This window comes from Microbacterium marinilacus, assembly GCF_019753765.1.
Taxonomy (GTDB): domain Bacteria; phylum Actinomycetota; class Actinomycetes; order Actinomycetales; family Microbacteriaceae; genus Microbacterium; species Microbacterium marinilacus.
Map to the genome: position 1 here is coordinate 1 of NZ_JAIJZW010000027.1, position 1,308 is coordinate 1,308.

The window sequence follows — 1,308 nt, forward strand, 5'->3', positions numbered from 1 at the left end:
TGAATCGGCCTGGTTTTCGTTCCTATCCGGTTGTCTGTCCGGCGGTGGCCGGGTTGGCTGATTCAAGGGCAGCGTAGTACTCGGTCTCGGTCTCGATCGGGGTGCGCATGTCGAGTTCGCCGTGGAGGCGGGCGTTGTTCCACCACCAGACGTATTCGAGGGTGGCGAGCTCAACCTGTTCGACAGTGCGCCATGGTCCTCGCTGTCGGATCAGCTCGGTCTTGTAGAGGCCGTTGACGGCCTCGGCGAGCGCATTGTCGTAGGAGTCGCCGACGCTGCCAGTCGACGGCTTCGCGCCGAGCTCGGCGATCCGGTCGGTATAGACCAGCGCCAGGTAGTTCGACCCATGATCGGCGTGGTGAACAAGGCCGTCGAGTCGGCCTCCCGCATCCCAGGCGGCCATGTCGAGAGCCTGCAACGGGAGGATGTCGGCCTTCAACGTCGCCGCGACGTTCCAGCCCACGATCCGTCGTGAGTAGACGTCGGTCACGAACGCGACATAGGCGAACCCCGACCACGTCGCGACATAGGTGATGTCGGCGACCCAGAGCCGCCGCGGGGCATCTGCGGTGAATCGGCGCTGGACCAGATCAGCCGGCAGCCTGGCGGCCGGGTCACGCCGGGTGGTCTGCATCCGCTTGGAGCGTTTCACCCCGCGAACGCCGGCCAGACGCATCAGCCGCTCGGTCTGGTCGCGGCCGACATCCCACCCCTGCCGACGCATCAACGCATGCATCTTCCGGCGCCCATAGACGCCGTAGTTCTCCGCGTGCAACCGTGCGGCCTCAGGCACCAGCAGATCATCCTTCAGTTGCCGCGCCGATCGCGGGCGAGTCTTCGCAGCTCGATAGCCCCGCGAGGTGATGAAGCCACGCACCGCCGGGCGCAGAACCCGGCAGATGAGCTCGACCCCGAACTGATCACGGTGTTCGTCGATGAACCGGATCATCTCGTCGTGGGCCGGTCGAGCTCCTTGGCGAAAAACACGCTCGCGGCCTTCAGGACGTCGTTGGCCTTGCGGAGCTCGGCCACTTCTCGACGAAGCCGCCGGTTCTCCTCGACCACATCGGTCGGGACCCCTGGGACACGGCCCTGATCGACCTCGACCCGCCGAGACCAGGTCCGCAGTGTCTCCGGACTCATCCCCAACAGCCCCGCGACGTGACGCGCGGCCTCGGACTTACTCTTGTGCTCCGGCAGCGCCTCAGCGAGCATCCGCAACGCCCGCTCACGCATCTCCGGTTCGAACTTCTTCGGCATCGTCATCCCATCCTGGATTAGAGGACGGAACGAAAGCCAGGCCGATTC

At 65.5% G+C, this 1,308-nt stretch carries 1 protein-coding gene and 1 other annotated feature; the gene reads right to left on the reverse strand.

Going from position 1 to position 1,308, the window contains the following annotated elements:
* Window positions 1-22: 22 nt before the first annotated feature.
* Window positions 23-1,260, reverse strand: a protein-coding gene (locus tag K5S26_RS18475; protein ID WP_221860998.1) for an IS3 family transposase whose coding sequence is annotated in 2 segments (ribosomal slippage) — window positions 23-975 and window positions 975-1,260 — 1,239 coding nt in all. Because the reading frame shifts where the segments join, the coding sequence is not laid out codon by codon here.
* Window positions 865-988, reverse strand: a sequence feature (AL1L pseudoknot). Its footprint overlaps the gene before it by 124 nt.
* Window positions 1,261-1,308: the final 48 nt, after the last annotated feature.